This window comes from Georgfuchsia toluolica (genome assembly GCF_907163265.1).
Lineage (GTDB): Bacteria > Pseudomonadota > Gammaproteobacteria > Burkholderiales > Rhodocyclaceae > Georgfuchsia > Georgfuchsia toluolica.
In genome coordinates, this window is the sequence record NZ_CAJQUM010000001.1 from 1069373 (window position 1) to 1093616 (window position 24244).

General features: G+C 58.9%; 19 protein-coding genes. 4 read left to right on the forward strand and 15 right to left on the reverse strand.

All coding sequences use genetic code 11. The annotated features are described in order from the left end of the window. Window positions 1–16: 16 nt before the first annotated feature. The 11 genes from mobB to K5E80_RS05105 form a co-directional block, all read right to left on the reverse strand. Window positions 17–517: a molybdopterin-guanine dinucleotide biosynthesis protein B gene (gene mobB / locus K5E80_RS05055; RefSeq protein WP_220635135.1), complete on the reverse strand. Its 501-nt coding sequence runs from the start codon at window positions 515–517 to the stop codon at window positions 17–19. Next, window positions 514–1722, reverse strand: coding sequence for a hypothetical protein (locus K5E80_RS05060; RefSeq protein WP_220635136.1), 1209 nt, complete (start codon window positions 1720–1722; stop codon window positions 514–516). Before K5E80_RS05060 ends, mobB begins: the two co-directional genes overlap by 4 nt. Next, a complete protein-coding gene (yoaA, locus tag K5E80_RS05065) occupies window positions 1719–3680 on the reverse strand; it encodes a DNA repair helicase YoaA (protein WP_220635137.1) in 1962 nt (653 codons plus the stop codon). Before yoaA ends, K5E80_RS05060 begins: the two co-directional genes overlap by 4 nt. 54 nt (window positions 3681–3734) lie before the next feature. Continuing rightward, on the reverse strand, window positions 3735–4520 hold the full coding sequence (locus K5E80_RS05070; protein WP_220635138.1) for a tyrosine-protein phosphatase: 786 nt from the start codon (window positions 4518–4520) through the stop codon (window positions 3735–3737). A 14-nt stretch (window positions 4521–4534) separates the two neighbouring features. Then, window positions 4535–5893 carry a phosphoglucosamine mutase gene (gene glmM / locus K5E80_RS05075; RefSeq protein ID WP_220635139.1) on the reverse strand — a complete coding sequence of 453 codons (1359 nt, stop codon included), beginning with the start codon at window positions 5891–5893 and terminating at the stop codon, window positions 4535–4537. Continuing rightward, complete coding sequence (gene folP / locus K5E80_RS05080) at window positions 5883–6743, reverse strand: dihydropteroate synthase (protein ID WP_220635140.1); 861 nt, start codon at window positions 6741–6743, stop codon at window positions 5883–5885. The genes glmM and folP overlap by 11 nt, the downstream gene beginning before the upstream one ends. A gap of 4 nt (window positions 6744–6747) precedes the next feature. After that, a complete protein-coding gene (locus K5E80_RS05085; protein ID WP_220635141.1) occupies window positions 6748–6900 on the reverse strand; it encodes a hypothetical protein in 153 nt (50 codons plus the stop codon). Window positions 6901–7313: 413 nt separating this feature from the next. Beyond that, window positions 7314–9200, reverse strand: a complete 1887-nt coding sequence (gene ftsH, locus K5E80_RS05090; protein WP_220635142.1) for an ATP-dependent zinc metalloprotease FtsH — start codon at window positions 9198–9200, stop codon at window positions 7314–7316. Window positions 9201–9274: 74 nt separating this feature from the next. Then, window positions 9275–9904, reverse strand: coding sequence for an RlmE family RNA methyltransferase (locus K5E80_RS05095; RefSeq protein ID WP_425514551.1), 630 nt, complete (start codon window positions 9902–9904; stop codon window positions 9275–9277). A 117-nt stretch (window positions 9905–10021) separates the two neighbouring features. Beyond that, complete coding sequence (locus tag K5E80_RS05100) at window positions 10022–15217, reverse strand: FecR domain-containing protein (RefSeq protein WP_220635143.1); 5196 nt, start codon at window positions 15215–15217, stop codon at window positions 10022–10024. A 32-nt stretch (window positions 15218–15249) separates the two neighbouring features. Continuing rightward, on the reverse strand, window positions 15250–16674 hold the full coding sequence (locus tag K5E80_RS05105) for a tetratricopeptide repeat protein (protein WP_220635144.1): 1425 nt from the start codon (window positions 16672–16674) through the stop codon (window positions 15250–15252). Window positions 16675–16856: 182 nt separating this feature from the next. Between K5E80_RS05105 and K5E80_RS05110 the strand changes: the two genes are divergently transcribed. After that, on the forward strand, window positions 16857–17225 hold the full coding sequence (locus K5E80_RS05110) for a YhbY family RNA-binding protein (protein ID WP_220635145.1): 369 nt from the start codon (window positions 16857–16859) through the stop codon (window positions 17223–17225). A 708-nt stretch (window positions 17226–17933) separates the two neighbouring features. On the opposite strand, the gene K5E80_RS05115 is transcribed toward K5E80_RS05110, so the two are convergent. The 4 genes from K5E80_RS05115 to K5E80_RS05130 form a co-directional block, all read right to left on the reverse strand. Further along, window positions 17934–18563 (reverse strand): 3'-5' exonuclease, encoded by a 630-nt coding sequence (locus tag K5E80_RS05115; protein WP_220635146.1) that lies wholly within the window; start codon window positions 18561–18563, stop codon window positions 17934–17936. After that, window positions 18560–18901 (reverse strand): SpoIIAA family protein, encoded by a 342-nt coding sequence (locus K5E80_RS05120; RefSeq protein WP_220635147.1) that lies wholly within the window; start codon window positions 18899–18901, stop codon window positions 18560–18562. Before K5E80_RS05120 ends, K5E80_RS05115 begins: the two co-directional genes overlap by 4 nt. Window positions 18902–18937: 36 nt before the next feature. Next, window positions 18938–19804 (reverse strand): DMT family transporter, encoded by an 867-nt coding sequence (locus K5E80_RS05125; RefSeq protein WP_220635148.1) that lies wholly within the window; start codon window positions 19802–19804, stop codon window positions 18938–18940. Window positions 19805–19961: 157 nt separating this feature from the next. Then, entirely contained in the window at window positions 19962–21059 is a 1098-nt protein-coding gene (locus K5E80_RS05130; protein ID WP_220635149.1) for an aromatic ring-hydroxylating oxygenase subunit alpha, read from the reverse strand. A gap of 168 nt (window positions 21060–21227) precedes the next feature. Here K5E80_RS05130 and K5E80_RS05135 point away from each other — a divergent pair, with 168 nt between their 5' ends. From K5E80_RS05135 to dxs, 3 genes are read left to right on the forward strand one after another with little or no spacing between them, the layout of a single operon-like run. Further along, the gene (locus tag K5E80_RS05135; protein ID WP_220635150.1) at window positions 21228–21476 is read left to right on the forward strand and encodes an exodeoxyribonuclease VII small subunit; all 249 of its coding nucleotides are present in this window, start codon (window positions 21228–21230) and stop codon (window positions 21474–21476) included. Further along, on the forward strand, window positions 21466–22341 hold the full coding sequence (locus K5E80_RS05140) for a polyprenyl synthetase family protein (protein WP_220635151.1): 876 nt from the start codon (window positions 21466–21468) through the stop codon (window positions 22339–22341). Before K5E80_RS05135 ends, K5E80_RS05140 begins: the two co-directional genes overlap by 11 nt. Before the next feature lie 10 nt (window positions 22342–22351). Further along, a complete protein-coding gene (gene dxs / locus K5E80_RS05145; protein ID WP_220635152.1) occupies window positions 22352–24205 on the forward strand; it encodes a 1-deoxy-D-xylulose-5-phosphate synthase in 1854 nt (617 codons plus the stop codon). The last annotated feature ends 39 nt before the right edge of the window (window positions 24206–24244 follow it).

Sequence of the window (24244 nt, forward strand, 5' to 3'; positions counted from 1 at the left end):
CTTTTGCTTTTGTAAATCACATTAATCCCGTGTGTTTCAGCACGAAAGCCGCGATGGCGGCATGGTCGTTGATATCAAGTTGCGGCAGCGGACAGTCTATTGCTTGATCCCTCGCCACCGCAACTACGGCGGGAGTTTCCTGCCACACCGTTGGTTTGCCGTTGGCGACGCGATGCACTTCGATCTTGTCCCAGCGCGCGCTCTTGAAGCCTTCGAGGATCACCAGATCGCAAGGCGAGAGATGCCGCAGCATGTCGTCCAGCATGGGTGTTGGTTCCGTAGCCTCCTGCCGCTCGTGCAACAGTACCCAGCGCCGGTCGCTCAACAACATCACCTCTTGCGCACCGGCCTCGCGGTGGCGCCATGAGTCCTTGCCCGGTCGATCCATATCAAAACCATGATGTGTATGCTTGATGAGTGATATCTTGAGGCCCTGCTGCACGAAAAGCGGAATCAGACCCTCGATCAGGGTCGTCTTGCCGGAGCCGGAATAACCACAAAAACCGAAAATTTTCATATCACTGTTACCACTGGTGTAAACCCGCCTCCCGGCGTACGAAAATTGGTCGTCTGCCCCTGCCATAGTCGTGCAGTCGTCAGTAAAACCATACCGCGATAAGCATAACAGCGCAAATCAAATTTTAGTTCGATCTTGTTGCCCTCCACCATGACCGCACGGGTTGGCGGCGGCACCAGCGTTTGCGCGACATAGTTGCCGGCCGCGACAATTTCGCCGAACACGCGCGTCGTCACATTATGGCCGCGGTAGGTGGCCTTGGAACCAAAGCCCGTTGCCGGTTTGAAGAACAGATGCTTGCGCTGGGAGTGAATGGCGTCGGCGTTCGCGGCAGTCACTGGTTCGGTGTGTGGCACGATGCTGTGTATGAGGGCGCGCTCATCTTCGTCAACGCCAATCGAGGCCAGCCATGCGTCATCGCTCAGCAAGACCAGATGGCGCTTGTCGGCATACAGAGCATAGTTGCGCGGGTTTGGCGTAATCACCGCGGCATCGGAAAGCCATGCTTCACGCAACACTGCATGTTCGGGCGCATCGAGAGAAAAATCGGTGAGCCGGTTGTATACCAGATCGACACGTCGTCCCTGGCATTGCAGTTCGCCGCCGACGAATCGCAGATCGGCAGCATCGCAGATGACCACGGGCATGCCATGCCGTTCGAGCAGCAGGCGGCAGATCTCGAAATCGGGGTTCAGATATTGCTCGGCGGGGCCATCGTCGACGACCGCAATCAGTCCCGGCACGCCACCATGACCCGTTGCCGTCCATTCGCTGCTGAACATCGCGACAATGCCCTTTTCGACCTCCAGCGCCTCGGCGAGACCGCTGCAATCACCGCGCTGCGCCTTGAGCAATTTCACATTGAGCGGCCCGCCGCCGGCATTGGTGTTGATTTCGATGAGCTTCGGCCCATCGGCACTGATATGAAAATCGTAGCCGAAGAACACACCGCTGGCGGACGTCGGATGTCGAGCCGTCTCGCCTGCATCGTTCAATACGGCCTCTTGCCAACGGGGCAGCGCGCCGATACGTTCCATCGTCGCCACAAACGCCGTCATGCGTGCGACGTGTTCCCGTGCCACGAATATCCGCGTGTCGGAGAAGATCAATTCACGATCAGCCAGCAGCGGCCGTATCCACTCGCGGTCGAGGCAACCCGATAGCGGCGTTGCGTTCAATTCGCGGGCACGTTCGACTGTATTCATGCGGTCAGCCCCAGCCCTTCAGCGGCGAAAAACTGCTCGACGTCGGTGATGTCGCGCGTACGCCGCATCGGCGGCAGTGATTGCCAGATGCGCCGCCCGTAGGACTTCTCCACCAGGCGCGGATCGCACACCATCAGCACGCCACGGTCGCGCTCGTCGCGAATCAGGCGGCCGGCGCCCTGCTTCATGTTGATCACCGCGCGCGGCAACTGGTAGTCGAAGAAAGGATTCTTCCCGGCGCGGCGCAGATGTTCGATGCGCGCCGCCAGCACGGGATCGTCCGGCGGCGCAAAAGGCAGCTTGTCGATCACCACCAGCGAGAGCGCCTCGCCGCGCACATCGACACCTTCCCAGAAGCTCTGGCTCGCCACCAGCACGGCGTTGCCGAGCTGGCGGAAGCGGCGCAGCAGTTCGCTACGCGAACCATCGCCCTGCAACAGCAGCGGCATGTCAAGAGCATCGGAGTGGATGCGTTCCGCCAATGTGGAATGGATGTAGCGCATGGCGCGCAGCGAGGTACACAGCACGAATGCGCGGCCATTCGAGGCACGGATCGCGGGCCACGCGGCGGCAACGACGGCATCGCTGTACCCAGGCGTGTTCGGTTCCGGCATATCGGGCGGGCAGTACAGCAGCGCATTCCGCGCATAGTCGAAGGGGCTGCCCCAAAGACCGGTGCCGGCTTCATCAAGACCCAGCGCGCCGCAGTAATGGCTGAAGTCGGGGCCGACGGCGAGCGTGGCTGAAGTGAAGATCCAGGCGCGCGGATGCCCGTCCATTTGGCGCTTGAAAATGTCGGCCACCGAGAGCGGCGTCATGTTGAGCGACAGCGAATGGGCAAAGGTCTCGACCCAGCGCACGCAGATTTCTTCGTCAAGCTTCGCCGCCTTGTCGCCAACGCGCCAGCGCTTCAACTTGATGCTGAATTCCTGGCTGCGGCGCAGGCAGTTTTGCAATCCCTCGCTGCGCGCCGCCTGCGTGTCGAGGTGGCGGCCCAGATCGGCCAACGCAGCTTCGCCCGCTGCAAGCGAGTGCTGAAAATCGTCATCCTTCTCGACCTGGCTGAACGTCAGGCGCGCACTGTCGCTGCGGATAGCGAGACGCAGGTCGCGCGCCGCCTTATCCAATACCCTTGCCGCTTCCTGCAACGGCGGATAGTCTTTCGCCGCGGCGATGGCCTCAACGCGCGCATCGCGGGCAAGTTCGATCAACTGCGTTGTACCAACGCCATCACCGAAGAACAGGCTCGCGGTTTCCGGCAACTGGTGCGCCTCGTCGAAGATCACCGCATTGCATGCCGGCAGCAGTTCGCCCAAACCATCGTCCTTCAGCATCACATCGGCGAAGAAAAGGTGGTGATTGACCACCACGATATCAGCGGCAAGCGCTTCGCGTCGCGCATTCAACACGAAGCAACCCTTTACATACGGGCACTCCTGGCCGAGGCAATTGTCTCGGGTCGAGGTCGCCAGCGCCCATGCGCCTGATTCTTCAGGGACAGCCGAGAGTTCGGCCTTGTCGCCGCTTTTCGTGACCTTGGCAAACTTGGCGATGCTGCGCAGGTGACCTGCCTCGGTACGGCTGTTGAGCTTGCCCTCGGCCAGCGCACGTTCAAGATGGTAAGGGCAGACGTAGTTGGCCCGCCCCTTGAGCAATGCGATGCTGGCACCCGATTTGAGCGCGTCGCGCACCATCGGCAGATCACGCTGAAACAATTGGTCTTGCAGCGTCTTGGTGCCGGTGGAGACGATGATCTTGCCGCCCAACAGCAGCGCCGGCACCAGATAGGCGAAGGTCTTGCCGGTACCGGTGCCGGCCTCGGCGACGAAAACCTTGTTGTGCTCAATAGCCTCGGCGATATGCGCCGCCATTTCCTGCTGCTGCGGGCGTTCGCGATAACCGGGAATCGCCGTGGCAAGCACGCCGCCGGCATGGAATATCCGCTTCAAATCAGTCATACGCCGATACTGCACGCAAAGTGGCGAACGCGCTACCGCGAAAAAAGAGAGAGATCACTCGATCAGCAGGCGATTCCGCATCCGCTCGATCTGCTCCTGCGTAACGCCCGCACTCAGCAAGTAGTCGTCGATGCGTCCATCCCTTTCCCCCATCACCGCCAAAGCTTCTTCGAGGAATCGCCTTTCCACTCCCATCAATATCGACGCCACCTCCTGTGGCGGTCTTGCGGGAGCATAGATCGGCTCCAGGAATTCATCCACATGAAGCAATAATTTCAGCCGGTTCTGATAGCGGACCGTTTTCAGGTAATCCTCGAACACAACTTCGCGCGGCACTCCCAGCGCAAGCAGGATGATCGCGGAAAGTATACCGGTGCGATCTTTGCCCGCGGAACAATGGAATACCAGCGGCAGCTGATCGTTGCTTACCAGGGCGGAGAAAAACGAAGGGATATATTGCGCCAGCATTCCGGGCACGAGGCGGTACACACTCGACATCATCGCCGCGGCGCCCTGCGGTGAAGAATCATGGTGCAGCATCTCCAGCAGGCCCGCATGATTGACGCGCGGGTCGGCATTCACCTCCATCAGCAGGGTCTTTGGCACGAACCGCTGCGGCCAGACGGTAGGTTTCCGCTTGCGCTCGTATTCGCTTCTGAGGTCGCAGACCAGCCGCAGACCGAGACGCGACAGATCATCGAAATCCCGTTCGCTCAAGGCATGCAAGCCGTCCGAACGAAAGACGCGTCCACGACGAACCTTCCGTCCATCCACTGTGGGATAGCCGCCGAGATCGCGAAAGTTCGGGGCGCCTTCCAGTCTTGTTTCGGATTCGATCATCTAAATAACATATCCTAGGCAGTTACTGCATCACGGACGGCCACTGCAATCGTCTCCGCATACGCGTTGACTGCCTGGGCGTCGGGGCCTTCCACCATGACCCGCAGCAACGGTTCGGTACCCGAGGGGCGCAGCAACACGCGACCCTGACCGTCCAATTCACGTTCAACTGAAGCAACAGCCGACTGGATGGCAGGGTTCGCTTTCCAGTCGAAGGCCGATGAAGGGAAACGTACGTTAACCAACTTTTGCGGATACATGGTGAGTTCGGCACAGGCCTGCGCCAGGGTCTCCTGACGCGAACGCAGGGCCGCCAGCACTTGCAGCGCCGAGATGATGCCGTCGCCGGTGCTGTGCTTGTCGAGGCAGATGATATGGCCCGAGTTCTCGCCACCCAGCGACCAACCCTTCTCCTGCATCAGTTCCAGCACATAGCGGTCGCCGACCTTGGCACGGGCAAAGGCAATCCCGAGCCGCTGCAGGGCATGTTCGAAACCGAGATTGCTCATCAGGGTACCGGCAATCCCCGTCACTGTACCGTGTTGCATGCGTTGACGCGCGATCACATAAAGCAGTTGATCGCCATCGTAGAAGGTGCCTTGTGCATCGGCCATCAGCAGGCGGTCGCCGTCGCCGTCGAGCGCGATGCCGATGTCGGCCTTGGCCCCCAGCACCGCACGGCGCAACGAATCCGGCGCCGTAGCGCCGACATCTTCGTTGATGTTGAGCCCGTTCGGCGCAATACCCACGGAGATGACTTCGGCGCCCAGTTCATGAAAGACCTTCGGCGCAATGTGATAGGTCGCGCCATGGGCGCAGTCAAGCGCGATGCGCAGACCGCGCAAATCCAGTTCGCCAGGAAAGGTACTCTTGCAGAATTCGATATAGCGCCCGGCGGCATCGTCAATGCGGCGCGCCTTGCCAAGCCGTGCCGATTCCATGCAAATCATCGGCTGCTCCAGCCGCGTTTCGATCTCAAGTTCCACCGCGTCCGCCAGCTTGGCGCCCTGGGCGGAAAAAAACTTTATACCGTTGTCCTGGTAAGGATTGTGCGAGGCGGAGATGACCACGCCCGCCTGCAAACGTAGCGCCCGCGTCAGATAGGCCACGGCCGGAGTCGGCATCGGCCCGACCAGGCAGACATCCACGCCTGCCGCGGCAAACCCGGCCTCCAGCGCGGCTTCCAGCATGTAACCGGAGATGCGCGTGTCCTTGCCGATCAGCACCGCCGGATGCTCCCCGGCCGGCAGATGTTCGCGCGCCACCAGCGTGGCGCCGGCGGCATAACCGAGACGCATGATGAAATCCGGCGTAATGGGGGCCTGCCCCACTTCGCCGCGCACGCCATCGGTACCGAAATATTTACGACTCATTTTGTGGTTCCTTCAAAGCATTCCATACAGCCAGCGCATCGCGCGTCGCCGCCACGTCGTGCACACGCAGGATGTTGGCGCCGCGCGCGACCGCGAGCATAGCAGCCGCGATGCTGGCATGCACACGCTCACCGGCTGCACGGCCGGTGAGCAGGCCCAGCATCGACTTGCGCGACAAACCGACCATCAGCGGCAGACCGGGCATGCACAATTCATCCAGGCTGCGCAACAGTGCCAGATTCTGTTCCAGCGTCTTGCCAAAGCCGAAGCCGGGATCGACCACGATACGTTCCAGGTCGATTCCTGCCGCTTCAGCCGCGGCGATGCGTTGCGCCAGAAACTCCGCAACCTCGCTGACAACATCGACATATTGCGGCGCCTGCTGCATGGTGCCGGGATTGCCCTGCATGTGCATCAGGCAGACGGCGGCCCGGCTCGCGGCGACCAGTTCCAGCGCGCGGGGCGCCTGTAGCGCGTTGATGTCGTTGATCATCTCGGCGCCGACCGCAAGGGCGGACTGCATGACTTCGGGCTTTGTCGTATCCACCGAGAGGGGCACGCCGCACTCGAGCAAGCCTTCGACCACGGGCAACAGGCGCGCCTCTTCCTGGGCGACGGATACCGGAGCCGCGCCGGGACGCGAGGATTCAGCGCCGATGTCGAGGATGTGCGCCCCCTCTTCCACCATTCTCAGCCCCTGCTCGATGGCACGCCGCGCATTACCGTGCAAGCCGTCACCGGAAAAGGAATCATCGGTTAGATTGATGATGCCCATGACGAGTGGATAACGGAGGCTCAGCACATGGCTGCCGCAATGCAGGTGCAGGTCATCTGCCGTATCGAAGTTCATATCATCATCCAGAGTCGGGAAGCCCATTTTTTTGATCGGGGACAGGATTGTTTTCCAAGGCGTAAGGCATGGTGGCACGGATCAGATTATCAAGCTTGTCCATTGTTGTCGCAGCAATGACCGCAACTTGAACAGGCTTTCGTTTGCGCTGCATCAAAAAAGTTTGTAAAAATTTTACTTAAAATTATAACTATATGTTTTATATTGAAAAAGAAATTACATTAACACCAATGCAACGCACCATTTTTGTTGACTTAAGACTAGGGACTCGTATAAAGTCGTTGTCGCGTACAACTTTTATGGGAGTGATTCATGAGTGTCAATTTGTTGGTTCCGTTGGCAGTAGTAGTCATAGTCGCAGTTTGTTTTTTCTTCGGAGCAAGCTCGAAAACCAAATAACGCGTCGCGACATAAAAGTCTGGAAGTCCGGTTTTGACTCGCATGACAACGATGGCATCCGGCATCAAGGCAAAATAGATCTTGTTTCCAGCTTTCATGCCAAGACCATGCAGGAAATGCAGGTAACAAAAAAGGCCGCTCCCGAGCGGCCTTTTCCGTATACGCGTTAACTCAAGCAGGCGCCGTCGCGCTTGGCGCCGCGCCGGGTGTGCTGCCGCTATCCGCCGGCGCCTTGGGAGGCGCCGAACTCGGCTTGGGCTGGCGCGGCGGCTTGCCGGCCATGATGTCGTCAAGCTGGTCGGAATCGAGCGTTTCCCATTCCAGCAATGCACTCGCCATGATCTCGATCTTCTCGCGGTTGTCCTCGATGATCTTGCGCGCTACCGCGTATTGCTGATCGATGATGCGGCGGATCTCCGCATCAACTTGCCGCATGGTTGCTTCCGACACGTTTTTGTGCGTGGTCACCGAACGGCCGAGAAATACTTCGCCCTCGTTCTCGGCATAAACCATCGGCCCCAACGCATCGCTCATGCCCCATTGGGTCACCATGCTGCGCGCGATGCCGGTGGCGCGCTCGAAGTCGTTGGAAGCGCCGGTGGTCATCTGGTGCATGAACACCTCTTCGGCGATACGTCCGCCGAACAGTACCGCGATGGTCTGCAACAGGCGTTCCTTGTCCTGGCTGTAACGGTCGCCCTCGGGCAATTGCATGGTGACGCCGAGCGCGCGGCCGCGCGGAATGATGGTGACCTTATGCACCGGGTCGGTCTTGGTCAGCGACTTGGCGACCATCACATGGCCGGACTCGTGATAGGCCGTATTGCGCCGCTCTTCCTCCGGCATCACCACGGACTTGCGCGCGCTGCCCATGATGATCTTGTCCTTGGCCTGTTCGAAATCTTCCATGTCGACCAGGCGCTTGTTCTGACGGGCGGCGAACAGGGCCGCTTCATTGACCAGGTTTGCCAGATCGGCGCCGGCAAAGCCGGGACAGCCGCGTGCGATGATGTCGGCCCTGACGTCGGGCGCGATGGGCACCTTGCGCATATGCACCAGAAGAATCTGTTCGCGGCCGCGCACATCGGGCAGAGGCACCACCACCTGGCGGTCGAAGCGGCCGGGACGCAGCAGCGCAGGATCAAGTACATCGGGACGGTTGGTGGCGGCAACCACGATGACGCCCGAAGTACCTTCAAAACCATCCATCTCGACCAGCAGCTGATTCAGCGTCTGTTCGCGTTCGTCATTGCCGCCGCCGAGGCCGGCGCCGCGCTGACGCCCCACGGCATCGATTTCGTCGATGAAGACGATGCAGGGCGATTGCTTCTTGGCATTCTCGAACATGTCGCGCACGCGCGCCGCGCCGACGCCGACAAACATTTCGACGAAGTCGGAGCCGGAAATCGAGAAGAACGGCACTTTTGCCTCGCCCGCAATGGCCTTGGCCAGCAGCGTCTTGCCGGTGCCCGGCGAGCCGACCATCAATACGCCACGCGGAATGCGCCCGCCGAGCTTCTGGAACTTGGTCGGATCGCGCAGGAAATCGACCAGTTCGGAGACTTCCTCCTTGGCTTCGTCGCAGCCGGCGACATCGGCGAAAGTAATGACATTGGCACTCTCGTCCATCAATCGCGCCTTGCTCTTGCCGAACGAGAACGCACCGCCGCGCCCGCCGCCCTGCATTTGGCGCATGAAGAAAATCCAGACGCCGATCAGGAGCAGCATCGGGAACCAGGAAACGAACAGGCTGGTGAGGAAAGACTGCTCCTCTTCCGGCTTGGCGACGATCTTGACGTTGTTCTTCAGCAAATCCGACACCATCCACAAGTCCGGCGGCGAATACGAAGTAATCTTCTTGCCGTCGTTGGTCACCGCCTCAAGCTGGCGCCCCTGAATGGTGACCTTGGCAATATGGCCCTGCTTGACCTCGTCGAGAAACTGCGAGTACTCGACCGATCCCTGCGCCGCCTGGCGCGAATTGAACTGGTTGAACACCGTCATCAGCACGATGCCGATGACCAGCCAGATCGCAATATTCTTGAACAAGTTATTCAACTTATGTGCCTCTCTACCCGATTTACGGGATGGTCGGTCATTCTAGGCTTGATTCAAACACGCCGCAAATCACCCTAAACCGTTCGCTGACGTTTTTTGCGCGCCAGCAAGAACACTTCCGGGCTACGGTCGCGCGAGGCTGCCGGCTTGCGCATGTGAATGACCTCGAAGTCCCGCTTTACCGCTTCGCGCAATTCGGTGAAGCCGCTGCCCTGAAATACTTTGATCAACATATCGCCGCCGGGTTTCAGGTGCCCCCGGGCAAAGTCCAGCGCCAATTCGGCCAAGTGTGTCGCCCGCGCCTGATCGGCCATTGCGATACCCGATATATTGGGGGCCATGTCGGATAAAACAAGGTCTATGGCTCGACCGGCGATGCGTGCTTCCAGTTCCCGTAGCACGGCGTCATCGCGGAAATCGCCCTGAATGAACTCGACACCGGGTATCGGGTCCATCTCCAGGATATCCAGCGCGATGAGCCGCCCGCCGGGCTGGATGCGTTTCGCTGCGTACTGGCACCAGCTGCCCGGCGCGGAGCCGAGATCGACCACGGTCATGCCGGGCCTGAGCAACTTGTCCCTGGTGTCGATTTCGGACAATTTGAACACGGCACGCGAACGCCAGCCCTCGGCATTGGCCTTCTGCACGTAGTGGTCATTGACGTGCTCCTGCATCCAGTTTTTCTTTGGATGGTGTTTTTTTATGGCGCTGTTGCCAAGTTTCATCGTGTTACAAAATTCAGTCAAAAACTGTAAATGACCACACAAAGCAACAAGCCCCGCGCTTGCGGGGCTTGTTGTTCATCCTCTTCACGGCTCCGTCTAGCGGTGCAAGGCTACCACGCCTGTGATGATGTTTTGGACCGCAGGGTTGGGCAGGAAACCGTATATCATCACCGCTCCCATTGCACCGGCACCGCCGAAGCCGCCCCGGATTTCCCCCCGAGGTGTACCGGGGGCGCCGCAAGCAGTGCCACTGCCACTACAAGCCACCGCCAGACCACTCACGGTGTCGGCATTGAATGTCGCGTTTTTGAAAATCGGCACATTACTGGCCGAGGCATCGATGGTCGTGGCACCCACGGTCGCATTCACCCCAACGTTGACCTTTTGATTGGTAAAGTCCGCGCGAAGTGAAGCAGAGTTGAGCGTACCTACGCCGCCCGTCGAATCGGTGGGGTTTGTCCCACCTGCCACGACATAATCATATGTACCGCTCACCGGCAGTGTCGTGGGCCCGCTCAATTCCGGCGTGGCGATCCAGTGCACCCCGCCACCGTTTATGGGTACAACCTGAGGTGATGCCCCCGCCTCGGTGATCGTAGCAGTCACTCCTGGCGCCCAGCGGCCCCATGCAATACCGGTTACTGCATCTGTGCAAGGACTGCATGCTGGTCCGGCTGAACTGGCGCCGGTAAATGCCGACCCTAGGGTGCCAAGGGAAAATTCTATCTTGTCATCCTTCTCCCCATATAGCTTTATCAGATTTCCAGAACCGTCAAAGGCGACTTTGGTCAAGGCCTGATACCCTCCCACCATGGGATCGCTGCCATCCATTAGCACCGGATCGTTCACCATCGCGACAGCAATCTTGTAAGGGGTCAGCGGATCGTTAGGTACATCTGCGCCAAACGCCGCAACACCCTGTACAAATTCATAGCCTGGCGTTGGCCCCGGGTTTATTACCTGGCCATCCAGGTTGAATTTGAGGAAAGCTCCATCCAGTCCCGATCCCACCAGCTGTCCGGCCAGATTGCCGCTGGCAGGTGTGGCATCCACCGTCACCGTCAGATAGCCGGGCTCTGAAGGCAACCGTTTGCTGTCGGCATTAAAGCTGTTCAGGGTGTCGCTATTCTGATATTGCAATGACGCATCCGAGGTACTCGCCAGCCAGTCATGCCCATTTACCGCCAAGCCCAAATTCACCGCCACAGATTGCGTGGCGAAATTCACAGTGAGCGACGAGCCTCCATTGACCGTGCCATGTATCGGAGTGGGTGTCCAAACATCGAAGGTACCGCCGTTGCTGGTGACATCGCCATCGACGAAGTGATAGGTAGCAGTTGTCGTCAGCACCTCGGACAGATAAACCGGCGTCGGCTCTGGCGCGGTGATCCAGTGCAATTGCGCAGTACCCGGCACATAGCTGAAAGTGTTGTCGGCAACCGACCCTGTCGCCCACTCGCCCCAGTTGATCGTACCGCTGCCGGAGCCAACCGCCGTTTGCGCTACCGAACCAGCGGCAGGTGCCACTGTTGAGTTGAAACCACCAACACCCCAGCCCGTCAGCACACCGGTAGCGGTATCAGTGGTAATCGAAGTCGGTCTTTCAACATTGTAGGAATTATTCGTCAGAACATAGGACGTCATGGCGGGGTTGGGAGCGCTATTGATAACTGTCGGGTTGGTGCCTACAGGCATGCGGTCAAATGCCACCAATCCATCCACATTCAGCCCGTTGTTATCCCACACGTTGTACTGGACTATTGCACCGGCATAGTTCTGCCCGACGAAGGAACCGTTGATGTTGCCGCCGCAGGTCGAACAAGCCAGCGTATTTACCGTAATGACCGGCGATGAGCTGTTAAAGCTTGCTCCCGTGCCGTTGAACGAGTCAAGGAAAGTGATCGGCATACCGCTGCCAGCCGATGTCCAACTGGTTGCCCCCATCGTCCCGGCCAGCGCGACATTCGCCGTCTGATGGGTGAAATCCGCACTCATGCTCGCCGAAAGTGCCGTGCCGGTTGCCCAATTATTGGAATTGTTGTCGTAAGAGGTCATTGCGACCTTGTTGTAGCTGAACGTACCCACCAGCGGGCCGGTATTACCGTTAATACCATTAAAGAAAGCCACGGGCGAATCGAGGTAGCCTTCAGCGCCAAACATGTAGGCGTGAGCAGTACCGCTGCCCTCGCCCGGCATAATCACATGATGCTCGTGTATATCGACGCTCGCCACAGTTTCCCATACACCAAAGGTGATGCCATTCGTTGTTGTGGTTGGTGGGGTTGTCGTGCTCGCGCCATTTAAAACGTCAGTCCAATAGCCCGAAATGTCGCCATATCTTTGTGTGAACGTGGTCGGATTGCCCGCCGGTGTCACATCCCCGGGTGCGGCGATAAAGCTGAAACTGCCGCCATAAGCGCCGGTGTAAGCCACTGCCGTGCCGGTTGCGGCAATAGCTGCGAACGGGCCACCCGAGGATACTGTCGGTGGTGTAGTGGTTGTGAATGCCACCAAGCCCTGCACCGAATTGGTTGCCGGATCGCTAATCAGTGTCGTCGTCGGCCAGATATTGTAAGAAAATGCTGCACTGGCTGCCGCCGTGCCAGCAAAATTACCACCAAGATCGGCGCTGTAGCCTGTTGGTCCCGCGGCACAGCCCGTTCCGGAGCAACTGGTTGTCAGCGCACTGGAGTTGGGAACACCGAAGCCGCTTCCCTGAATAGGCATATTGTTTGCGGCCACATTGAATGTGCCCGCCATGGATCCAGTGCTCATGGTCAGGTTCACCGCTGCGCTAACCAATTGATTGGTGAAGTCGGCAGTAAGCGCCGCACTGGTCAAGACCCCAAGATTGCCGAAGGCATCAACCGGCGTGGTATGCCCGGCCATGGTGTAGGTGGTCGTTCCCACCAGCGATTGCACATAACCGGTCAGCGGTGGCAAGAGCGCTATCCACACGTTGTCGAGTGGGGTGTAAGTAAATACATTAGCCGGATTGGCGTTATCCGTCACGGTTATCGTCGGGTTCACCCAGCGTCCCAAATATATGCTGTTGTCAGCAAGTTTGAAAGTATCCGCTGCTGTGCCACCGCTCCACTTGATATCGGCGCCAGTGGTGCCCGTGATGGCTGGGGTAAGTACAATGCCATTCTGGTTGGTTTGCACCTGGAACGGCGCATTGCGCATCTCGACCAGATTGCCGCTGCCATCCAGCACGTACGATGTGTTGGGCTGCAACGGAGTGTCTGGCGTAAAGGCCGTATTAAACCCGCCGGTCACCGGCACCGATGCCATTGTTGCTCCAATGAAGTTTCCGGCAACAGCGGGATTGTTGTAGGCTGCGATTGGTGCATTGGCCGTCACCGTGGTTGCGTTGCTGCTCACCACGGCCAGTTGGCTGCCAGTAGTCGCAAGCGCAGCAGTGGCACTGTTAGCTGCTGTTTGCGCAGCACTCGCTTGCGTGCTGGCTGTGGCTGCATCCGTGGCCGCGGCGGTGGCCGTATTGGCCGCCGTCGTCACAGCTGCATCCGCTGCTGTCTGCGCCGTCTGCGCGTTGGTCAACTGCGTCGCCACCGCGGTTTGCGCCGCCTGCGCATTAACCTGCTGGGCCTGGGCGATCGCCAGTTGCTGCTGCGCGATCGTCAGTTGCGCCTGCGCCCCTGTCAGATCGCCCGCCGCTTGCAAGGTGGCCGCCTGGGCGGCGGCGGCGGCCGCTGCCGCCGCCGCGTTCTGCGCATTCGTCGCCGCCGTTTGCGCCGCGCTCAACGGCGTTGCCGCCGAACTTTGTGCGGTAATGATCGTTGCATTTTGCGTATTCGCCGCAGTCAGATTGGTGTTCGCCGTGGTCAGTGCATTGCCGGCACTGGTCAATGCAGTCGAAGCTGCTGCCTGCGCTGAAGTCAATGCGTCATTCTGCGTGCTTACGTTTCCCGCAGCCGTTTGCACCGCTGTGCTCGCTGCTTGCAGGGAACTGTTTGCATTTTGCGTGGCGATGTTTGCCGGGCCTGCCGTTACGTCGGCAAATGTGCCATGCGTCGTCAAGGCGCCTTGTGCCGTTGCCGCCAGAGCCGCCGCCGCTGTTGCGGCATTTTGTGCAGCGGTTGCGTTGGCGGCGGCAGCCGTGGCATCGGCTGGTGTCAGTGCCGTTGCTGTAGTGACTGCCGTAGTCGCAGTAGCGATGTTGGCCGAAGCCGTGCTTATTGCCGTGGTTGCCGGAGCAGTACTTACTTGGGCGATACCAGTCAGGGTTGTATTGCTTGCCGTAGCTGCGCTGGCTGCAGCTTGCGCCGCCGCTGCTGCACTGGCTGCGGCGTCTGCTGCCGCCTGCGCCTCGATACCAAAAGTGCCATTCTGTACCGGTGCCGGAGGTGTGTCCGGACCAGCAGAAACCGTCTGGTTCGTTGTGTCCAGTGTCAAAGAATCATTGGTGGCTATCACCGGAATCGTGGTTTGCGGTGGAGTTACTACAGTAGTACCGGTCGTATCAGTAACAGCAGGCGCGATCGGAACACTGGCTAGAATGCCGGCACCCTCGCTGGTGTTATCCACCACGGCCGTATCGCGGATCGGCGGCTCCACGGTTCGCGTGTCATGATTGTCTTGCCCACCACCCTTCTCCTCTTTCTCTTTCGCACCGATTACTTTCGGTTCCTTGGCCGGAGCAACTGCAACGGTGAAGAGATTGGTATTGATGGGCAGCAGTTCAGGGATGTGCGTCATCCCTCTTGCATACCCCATCTGGTTGGGTTTCACGTTGATCGATCCCACATCCGTAGTCAGTGAAGTCTCACCAAGGTTGACCTTGCTGTAAGCACCCGCCGGAACCCCCGGCAGAGCATTCGGCACAAAGGCCGTTTCATGGTCCGTACCGCGAATGCCGATGGTCGCCACCGGCGTGGTAATTTTGTATTCCTGCCTGTTGACGCGGCCAATGAGGCCGGTCACCGCGCGAAAGCTGCCTTTTACCAGGGAAAAGAAGCTGTTCTCGGGTTCACCCTGCCTGGTGGAAAACTTGAAGCTGTCGAACTTGAGCTGGGTATCCGGGCGCACAGCGATGAAACCGCCATCCACCATCTTGACTTGCGCCGAGGCGTCCCTGGCCGAACTGATGGTGTCGCCTTCGTTGATGGCATCGCCTTTTCGCAAGGCACGAGCCATCCCGCCTGGACTGACAACTTGTACGTCACCATTGACGAACTGGATGTGACCTGCCGTATCGGCCCAAGCCGCAGTCGCATCGAGAAACAGCGCGGCCAAGCCAGCCATGCAGAGAAGAAGGTTGCGAGTTTTCATGAGGCGCCTCACTATCTAAACCTGTTGAACAATCAAAAGTCCCTGCGCACCGCTACCGATACGTCGGCGCGGTGGTAGCGGTAAATCGCAATGTTTGAATCGTTGCTTGATAAGGCCAGTTGCGGCCGTACTGTCCATAATTTATCGAAATGCCAGTTCAGACCTAACGTCACATCCGTCTGCCGATCATCGCGGGTTACCAGAAAAGCGGCATTGGCTTTGTCATATCGCGCCCACTGGAAACCGATACTTTCAAAAAAGTCCCACTTGTCGTTCAGCATTACCTGGGTACCAAAGCGCAGCCCCGTCATGTCCTTGTTGCCATCGGCGCGTCCGCCCGTGGGATTGATAGCGGTCACTGGCGCCACGCTTTTCTCGTGCCCCACGAAGATGCTGCCAAACAATGCCGACTTGCCATCGGGCATGACATGCATCCAGCCCGCGCCGACAACCGACTGGTCGAAATCCTGGATCCGCATCGAATCCGGATCAAAACGGAAGCTGGAGAACTGGCCGAACATGCTGAGCTGATTGCCCGGACTGAGCATGTGCCGCCACTCGCCGTTGACGCCTGCCGTGTTGTAAAGGCGCGTCGTCGACAACATGTATTGATCTCCCAGCAGGCCGGCACGGAACGTATCTTCGCCAGTGGTGTAGGAAACCCCTGCATGCTCGAGCAGATCGACGGTGTCGAATTGGGATTCCGACGTATAGCCACGCTGACGCAGATCGACTCCAGCATACAGCGCCAACTTCGGAGAAATCGAGTGCGTCACTTCGCCGCCCATTGCGATGCCGGCATAGCTGTCGGCCATGGAGATATTGGCCTGACTCAAGGTAAACACCAGATTACCGAACACAGGGATGGGAATCTGGCCCTGGCTGGTAGAACTATTGATATTGGTGTCGCGGCCCACTGATCCTTCGAGATAGGCGGTGATTCGCGTCTGCAGCGCTTTCTCGTGCGCCGCCATCGCATCCAGATACTTCTGAATGGTAACCCTAGCCGCTTCCGGCGGATTCTGTTTCATTACCGTATCGAATTCGGTCTTGGCGCGCGGCAAGTCGCCCAATTGAAAATAGGCGCGGGCCATGTCGAGGCGCGCACCGGCAAAATTGGGATCCACTGCGATCACCCGCTCGAAAGCGATGGTCGCCTTGTCCGGCCTGCCGCTGTCCAGCGCGGCTATGCCCAACAGGTAATCGAAACGCTTGTCGCCGGCCTTTTCGAATTCCAGGGGTTCCAGCAAGCCATAAGCCTCTGCGGCTTTCCCGGCTTTCATCAGGGCCTCGGCATCATCTACCGGCTTTTCAGTCGCGGCAACTAAGGCAGCGTGCCTGGCCTGCGCATCCGGGCCAGCCTGTGCCTTAGCGTCCTGAGCATAAGCGACCCCATTCCCCAGGGTAATTAATGCAAACCCCGCCGCCAGGCCGCAACAAAATCGACCAAAAGCCATAGATACCTCCCCATCCCATTATTAGCAAACAATTCCGCTACTTTTAGCATGGCTATACAAGAAAGTCCATGGCGGAAATTGCATGAATGACAGTGTCTTTTTGAACCCAAAAAACGGCTGTTCGCAATCAACAGGTTGCGATGTGGGAGTATTGCCAGGCTTCATCGCGTTAAAATGCCGCCATGATTGAACTGAACCCAAGCGAAACCCGCGCCCTGCGCGCCCAGGCCCATCATCTGCGGCCAGTCGTCAGTATCAGCCAAAACGGCCTCTCCGATGCGGTGATGAAGGAAATCGACCGTTCGTTGAATGCGCATGAACTGATCAAGGTGAAACTTTACGGCATCGAACGCGCCGAGCGCGATGCCGTGCTGGCAACAATATGCGGGCAACTGGATTGCGCGCCGATCCAGCATATCGGCAATGTCCTGGTGCTGTGGCGGCCAAAACCCGCGGCCGAAGCCAAAACGCCATCACCCCGACGCAATCCCAAACCCAAGACCAAGAAGCAGGCAGCCGCTGCGGCAGAACGTAGTCTGCGCAAGAGTTAGCGGTTATTGAGCCTGGAACCTTGACTCTCATGGCCTTGGTGGCTTGCGCTGCCATGAAATCATTTACTCACTTGACACCGGCCGACTGATGGGTGACTACTTTCACTCCTGAATCAGCGGTTTTCCTCGTTCAATCAGTCGGGGCACGAAATTTTCGATCAATTCACTTCTGGGAAGCTTTGATAACTGAGTACGAACAAGTTTACGGTCGCGGGTCAGTCGGTCTTTCATCATAAACACCAAGTGATTCTTCTCGCCATCTTCCACTGTACGTGGGCTCCATTGCCCAATGTAAGCGGCAATTGCCGGATTCAGTTTAATGATTAAGTGTGGGTCAATAGCCAATTATTCGGTACATGCCCCAATGTAGGCTTACATGGAACGGCCTTGCTAAAATCTCACCATCCGGCACCCATTTGTTACGATCAAGCACACCAGGAGTTGCAAGCAAAATAGTGCCTACGCCTTCTTCTCCCTCTCGCTGGAAGATCAATGTCGCTGCCTGACCATGCTGGGCGTAGTGTCCTATTGACCCAAATATAATTCCATCTCCCGGCAATCCTTCGACTCCTTGAATTCTTTCAAATCTACCAGCGTCCTGTTGGGGCGCAATTGCTACTGGTGGACTCATGCAAGTCGATAGAAACATGGCCGCTAGAATTGCAAGGCTCTCTCCTGCCCCTCTCCCACGAGGGGCGAGGAGCAACTCTAGATTCTCGCTTTCGCCGGAATGACCGAAGAGAATCCCCGTGGGATGACGGCGCTACGTTTCACCCACTCCCGATACACCCGCAACGGCACCTGCGCATCATTCGCCGCATAAAGAATCTGCCCCGAACTAAAGCGCGGATTGGCCCAGTTGGTCGTGGAAATTTTTCTTGACTTTTGCAGCTTCTGGCCGAAGAAATGCGCTACCGCCGTCTTGGCGCCGAAATCCTGGCGCTGGATGCCACGCAGGGCCACGGATAAATCCAGTATCCCTTGGGCATGGATGTCGAACTTCGCTGCCAATCGCTTTACGTCATCCTTGATGCCGAAACCCACTTTCATGATGCGCGGCGACTCCAGGAGTGGTTTCAGAAGCGTGATGTCGAATTGGGTGTTTAGAGGGAAGAGCCAGGCCCGGTCGTCAGTGGCAAGCTGGATCAAGTGGGGGCCGGTGGATTCCTCGCCCTTGCGAAAGGTGGGTTTGGATTCGGTGTCGAAGCCGAGCGCATCGGCCGCCAGCATAACGGCTACGGCCACTTCGGCGGCCTGCCGTGACTGGATCAGGGTTACGTCTTCCGGTCGGATGCCTGGATAGGGCGGCAGTACGGCAGGGGCGGGAGTGTCGCTCAAGGCGACTCAGCGAGCCACGCTTCTGCTTGCGCCAGACTCTCGAATACTTCCAGATCGACATCGCCGATGGCGCGTGTGAGCCAGGCGCTCCACGTCACCCACTGGCTGCGGCAAAGCACGGCGATCTTGCCGAAATCATGGCCATGCGCACGTGCGAACTTGATTTCCTCCCACGCCACGTCGAGCGTGAAATCGGCCATGTTGCGCAAATCGAAAAGCAGGTTGAGCGGCGCGCTGGCCCTGCTCACCAGCGCCTCGAATTCCTGAAAATCCGCAAGGGTGAATTCGCCCAGTACGGCGACGGTGACGAGATGTTCCTTGTGGTCGATGGTAATCATGGCGGTTCCCTGAACGGAGTTTGGCCTGACTATAACTCAGTCCTGTTCCGTCGGCGCTACAGGCGCAGAGCGCGAGAGTGCCATGGCGGCCACGCCGCCGGCCACGATGATCGCAATGCCGCTCCAGGCCAGCGGCACCAGCACTTCGCCCCAGAGCAGCATGCCAAACAGGCTGGAGAAGACGACGGTCGTATAGGCCAGGCTGGCTGTTGCCAGTGTCTTGCCACGCTTGTAGGCAGCGGTCATGCACAGTTGTGCCGACGCACCAAACGCGCCGACGCCAAACAGCAGCCCCCAGCCGCGCGCATCGACGGTATGAACTGAACCGAAGGCCAGCAGCCACGGCACGCCGCCCAGCATGGAAAACAGCGAGAAGTAGAACACCGTGCGCCACTCCGGCTCGCCCCTCTCGCCCAGGTACCTCACATTCAGATAGGCAACGCTGGAAACGACGCCCGATACCAGCCCGAGCACACCGCCCAGCCACTGTTCGCGCGCCAGAGTCGGTTGCAACAGCATGGCGATGCCGACGAAGCCGAGCGCCAGTGCGCCGTAAAGCATCGGCCGCACCGGCTCACGCATCCAGAACGCCAGCAACGCGGCGAGGAATAACGGTGACGTATAGCTGAGCGTCACTGCCGCCGCTAGCGGGATCATGCCAATAGCGTAGAAATAAGCCACCAGCGCAACAAAGCCGGCGCAGCCGCGCACGAGGTGGGAACGCCACAGCGGCGTCGCCAGCGGCAGCCGGCGCACCATGATATAGCCGCCCAGCAACAACGTCGCCACGGCGCCGCGCGCGAACACCAGTTCACCGGACGAGAACACCTGGCTGCCGAGCTTGACACAGACCCCCATGCAGGCGAACAGGAAACTCGCCGCGACCATCCAAAGAGATTGCATATTCAATAGTGTGAAAAAGTAAAACCAGCGCGCATGGTTACTATCGAGCGTAGCGAGCAAATCAGTAACCCCGCCCCGGGGCGGGGTTGGGGTAGGGGGCCTTCAATTTGCCTTTGCGCATTTTCATCTTCGGGGGTGGCGCTAGCAACCGTGCACGCTAAAGTTCACCCATGACGCGTCGATAAAATTCATGGAAGTGCTGCATGCCGTCCTCCATGGGTAACTGATAGGGACCGACTTCATTACGCCCCTCTATCCAGAGCGAGTGACGACCACGATCCATGCGCTCGCCGATGTCGTCGTCCTCGATCGCGGTCTCCATGTAGGCCGCTTGTTCTGCCTCGATGAACTCGCGGTTGGACGCGGCGATTTGCTCCGGGTAATAGAACTCGACGACATTGAGCGTCTTGTCCACCTTCTGGGGAATCAGCGTCGAGACGATGAGCACATGCGGATACCACTCGACCATCACGTTCGGATAATAGGTGAGCCAAATGGCGCCGTGCTTCGGCAACCGGCCGTTGTAATGGTCGAGCACTGCCTTATGCCAGCGCTGGTAGGCATCCGAACCCGGTTTGGCCAGCGAGGTAACGCCGACGCGCTGCACCGAATACCAGTCGCCGAACTGCCAGGTCAGGTCGTTGCAGGTTACGAATCTGCCCAGGCCGGGGTGAAAAGGCACAACGTGGTAATCCTCAAGATAGACCTCGATGAAGGTCTTCCAGTTGTAGTTGCACTGGTGCAGTTCAACCCGGTCGAGCTTGAAGCTGCTGAAATCGAGCTCGTCGGCGACCTGCATGCCGGCCAGATCGGCATTGGCCGAACGCGGCCCCTTGAAGAGCAGGCCGTGCCAGTTTTCCAGCCGGATGCGTTGCAGGCAAAGATCGGGTTTCGCCGGAAAATGCGGCGCGCCAATCAGATGGCCGGCCATATCGTAGGCCCAGCGGTGGATCGGGCATACGATGGACGTGGAATTCCCGGCGCCCTGCAGCATGATGGCTTGGCGATGACGGCAGACATTGGACACGTCATACACGCCGTCAGGCTGACGCAGCAACAGGTGCGAATGGTCGCGCCATTCCTGCGAGCGGTAATCGTTGATCCCGGGCACCATCAGTTCGTGGCCGGCATATCCCGGTCCGGCATCGAAAATGAGCTTTTTTTCCCGTTCGAAACGCTTTTCGTCGAAGTACCAGTCGACGGGAAACTGGGAAACGGCAGGGGCAACGGCAACCTGGCTCGCGATATCGGACATGATTCCCAACCTCCAAGAAAAAACAACCCGGAAAACCGGAGAATCCCCGTCGCAACCAGCGTTACAGGGGCTGGGGAGTATATCGGAGTAGCGCCGGATTTGACCAACATGGGGCGCTTGCGCTATTTTCACGCCTTTCCTCTTTGACCACGGTCAAAATCAGCGGCCATGGCCAAGACAACCTCTCCAGACACACCCGCTTCACCCGCCAGTTTCGAGGACGCGCTGCGCGAACTCGAGTCCATCGTCGACGCGATGGAAAAAGGCAACCTTGACCTCGAGCCGTCGCTGACAGCCTATCAGCGCGGCATGGAACTGCTCAAGTTCTGCCAGGACAAGCTGGCTGCCGCGGAAAACAAGATACGTGTCTTCGATCAAGGCGTACTGCGCGAGACTGACCTGCCCGATGCCGACTGACCTGAGCGCGGATTGGGTTCTCAATATCCAGTCGCGAACGGAAGCAACACTTGACCGTATGCTTCCCCGCGCTGACTTCCCGCCGCAACGCCTGCACCAAGCCATGCGCCATGCCATGCTCGGCGGCGGCAAACGCGTCCGTCCCCTGCTCTGCCATGCGACTGGGGAGATGTTCGGCGCGGCATCTGCTGCGCTAGATGCTGCGGCTTGCGCGGTGGAGTTGATCCACGGCTATTCGCTGGTGCATGACGACCTGCCCTGCATGGACAATGACGTGCTCCGGCGCGGCAAACCGACCTGCCATGTCGCATTCGGCGAAGCAACGGCGTTGCTTGCCGGCGACGCATTGCAGTCGCTGGCATTTCGCACGCTGTGCGATGCCGAACTGCAAATATCAGCAATGCGTTTACTCGCCGACGCCGCCGGATCGCTGGGTATGGCGGGCGGCCAGAGCCTCGATCTCGACGCGGTCGGGCAATCGTTATCGCTGCAAACGCTGGAAACCATGCATCGCAAGAAGACCGGGGCGCTGATTCGAGCCGCCGTGCTATTGGGCGCCTATTGTGGCAAGGCGGACGATGAAGATATTGAAATCCTGTCCCGATTTGCGGCTACCATTGGCCTGTTGTTCCAGGTGGTGGACGACATTCTCGATGCCGAAGCCAGCACCGAGATATTAGGCAAAACCGCCGGCAAGGACGCGAAAGACAACAAACTCACCTACATCAGCCTGCTGGGCCTGGATGCCGCCAGGAACAAGGCAGTGGAACTTGGCCGCCAGGCGCATGCGGGCCTTGATCATTTCGGCCAACGCGCCGATCGCTTGCGTTTTATTACCGATTACATTGCAAAACGTGAATACTGAAGTGACCCGGATGTATCCTTTACTCGACACCATTCATTCCCCTCTCGAACTGCGCGCGCTGCCGCCGGAATCACTGACCGCGCTGGCCGAAGAGCTGCGCGAGTTCCTGCTGGAAACAGTATCGAAAACCGGCGGCCACCTGTCGTCCAACCTTGGCACGGTCGAACTGACCATCGCGCTGCATTACGCCTTCGATACGCCCGAGGACAGGCTGGTATGGGATGTCGGCCACCAGACCTACGTGCACAAGATATTGACCGGCCGTCGCGAAGGCATGGCGCGACTGCGGATGAAGGACGGCATTTCGGGATTTCCGCGCCGTTGCGAAAGCGAATTCGACACTTTTGGCGTCGGCCATTCTTCAACCTCGATTTCCGCCGCGCTGGGCATGGCGGTCGCGGCCAAGCAGCAGGGCAGCAACCGGCGTACCGTAGCCATCATCGGCGACGGTGCCATGTCGGGCGGGCAGGCCTTCGAAGCGCTCAACAATGCCGGCGTCAGCGATACCAATCTTCTTGTCATATTGAACGACAATGACATGTCAATTTCGGCACCGGTTGGTGCGCTGAACCGTTATCTGGCGCGCATGTTTACCGGCGATTCCTTCAACGCTGTGCGTCATGCGGGGCAGAAACTGCTCAAGAACGTACCGCCGCTGTACCGCTTCGCCAGCCGTTTCGAGGAACACGTGAAGGGCATGTTCGTACCAGGGACGCTGTTCGAGGAACTCGGCTTCAACTATCTCGGCCCCTTGGATGGCCACGACCTCGAATCATTGGTGCCGACGCTGCAAAACCTCCGCAAACTGGATGGTCCGCAGTTCCTTCACATCATCACCAAGAAGGGCCAGGGCTACAAGCTTGCCGAGGATGACCCCGTGCTGTACCACGGCGTTTCGAAGTTCGATGCCAGCAACGGCATCGAGGGGGGGAAAAGCTCTGGCAAAAAAACCTACACGCAAATTTTCGGCGACTGGCTATGCGACATGGCGGCGGCCGACGAGCGTCTTATCGGCATCACCCCGGCCATGGGTGAAGGTTCCGGGCTGATGCGCTTTGCCGAGCAATATCCGCAGCGTTATTTCGACGTCGGCATCGCTGAGCAGCATGCACTGACCTTTGCCGCCGGGCTTGCCTGCGACGGCATGAAACCGGTTGTCGCCATTTATTCGACCTTTCTGCAACGCGCCTACGATCAACTGATTCATGACATTGCCCTGCAAAACCTGCCGGTGATGCTGGCCATCGACCGCGGCGGACTGGTCGGCGCCGACGGGGCCACGCATAACGGCGCCTTCGACCTTTCCTATCTGACCTGTATCCCGAACATGGTGGTCATGGCAGCCAGTGACGAAAACGAATGCCGTGCCATGCTGACCACGGCCTATCAACATAATGGCCCGGCGGCAGTGCGCTATCCGCGCGGCAGCGGGTCTGGCGCAGCAGTCGTGCAGGCACTGACTGCGCTGCCGCTCGGGCGCGGCGAACTGCGCCGCGAAGGTAAGAATGTGGCAATTCTGGCCTTTGGCGCAATGGTCTCACCGGCACTGAAGGCTGCCGAGGAATTCAACGCGACGGTCGCCAACATGCGTTTCGTGAAGCCGCTGGATCGGGAACTGGTAATGGATCTGGCGCGCCGGCATAGCCTGCTGGTAACGGTCGAGGAAAATGCCCTGATCGGTGGCGCCGGCTCGGAAGTCGCGCGTTGCCTGGAAGAGAATGGCTGCGCTGTGCCGCTGCTGCGCATCGGCCTGCCCGACCGCTTCATTGACCACGGCGATCCGGCACTGTTGCTGGCCGACAGCGGCCTTGATGCCGCTGGCATCGCCAGGCAGATCAAGGACAGACTGGCAAAGGCTGAGTGATCTTGTCGGGAATGCTATAATTTTAAACGGTTGCTCTCG

Bases quoted from the DNA above. Each gene is read 5' to 3' on its own strand.
- mobB (WP_220635135.1), bottom strand. From the start codon at position 517: ATGAAAATTTTCGGTTTTTGTGGTTATTCCGGCTCCGGCAAGACGACC.
- K5E80_RS05060 (WP_220635136.1), bottom strand. From the start codon at position 1,722: ATGAATACAGTCGAACGTGCCCGCGAATTGAACGCAACGCCGCTATCG.
- yoaA (WP_220635137.1), bottom strand. From the start codon at position 3,680: ATGACTGATTTGAAGCGGATATTCCATGCCGGCGGCGTGCTTGCCACG.
- K5E80_RS05070 (WP_220635138.1), bottom strand. From the start codon at position 4,520: ATGATCGAATCCGAAACAAGACTGGAAGGCGCCCCGAACTTTCGCGAT.
- glmM (WP_220635139.1), bottom strand. From the start codon at position 5,893: ATGAGTCGTAAATATTTCGGTACCGATGGCGTGCGCGGCGAAGTGGGG.
- folP (WP_220635140.1), bottom strand. From the start codon at position 6,743: ATGAACTTCGATACGGCAGATGACCTGCACCTGCATTGCGGCAGCCAT.
- K5E80_RS05100 (WP_220635143.1), bottom strand. From the start codon at position 15,217: ATGAAAACTCGCAACCTTCTTCTCTGCATGGCTGGCTTGGCCGCGCTG.
- K5E80_RS05105 (WP_220635144.1), bottom strand. From the start codon at position 16,674: ATGGCTTTTGGTCGATTTTGTTGCGGCCTGGCGGCGGGGTTTGCATTA.
- K5E80_RS05110 (WP_220635145.1), top strand. From the start codon at position 16,857: ATGATTGAACTGAACCCAAGCGAAACCCGCGCCCTGCGCGCCCAGGCC.
- K5E80_RS05120 (WP_220635147.1), bottom strand. From the start codon at position 18,901: ATGATTACCATCGACCACAAGGAACATCTCGTCACCGTCGCCGTACTG.
- K5E80_RS05125 (WP_220635148.1), bottom strand. From the start codon at position 19,804: ATGCAATCTCTTTGGATGGTCGCGGCGAGTTTCCTGTTCGCCTGCATG.
- K5E80_RS05130 (WP_220635149.1), bottom strand. From the start codon at position 21,059: ATGTCCGATATCGCGAGCCAGGTTGCCGTTGCCCCTGCCGTTTCCCAG.
- K5E80_RS05135 (WP_220635150.1), top strand. From the start codon at position 21,228: ATGGCCAAGACAACCTCTCCAGACACACCCGCTTCACCCGCCAGTTTC.
- K5E80_RS05140 (WP_220635151.1), top strand. From the start codon at position 21,466: ATGCCGACTGACCTGAGCGCGGATTGGGTTCTCAATATCCAGTCGCGA.
- dxs (WP_220635152.1), top strand. From the start codon at position 22,352: ATGTATCCTTTACTCGACACCATTCATTCCCCTCTCGAACTGCGCGCG.